The 264-nt window shown below is 39.0% G+C and carries 1 protein-coding gene; it reads left to right on the top strand.

All coding sequences use genetic code 11. The annotated features are described in order from the left end of the window. On the top strand, window positions 1-264 hold a 264-nt coding region (locus Q8G36_RS28775), incomplete at both ends, for a transposase (RefSeq protein ID WP_305163169.1).

Below are 264 nucleotides of genomic sequence, written 5' to 3'. Positions count from 1 at the left end.
GGCTGCCATTGACTTCACTTTCATTTATGACTTGGTGAAAGATATGTATTCAGAGGTAGGACGCCCAAGTATTGATCCAGTTATTTTAGTTAAACTGACTTTCATTCAATATACCTTCGGTATTCGTCCCATGCGTAAAACGATTGAGCGTGTATTCGCAGATGCAAAAGAAAAGCATGGTATGCGTTGGACTACTTTAAGGGGACTTAAAAAATTGTCGATGCAGGCGATGCTTACTTTCGCTGCCATTAATTTAAAGAAGAT

Origin of the sequence: Peribacillus frigoritolerans (assembly GCF_030676415.1) — a bacterium.
GTDB lineage: Bacteria > Bacillota > Bacilli > Bacillales > DSM-1321 > Peribacillus > Peribacillus frigoritolerans_A.
Note: the sequence above shows the minus strand (reverse complement) of the source record. Positions and strands in the feature narration are given on the sequence as shown.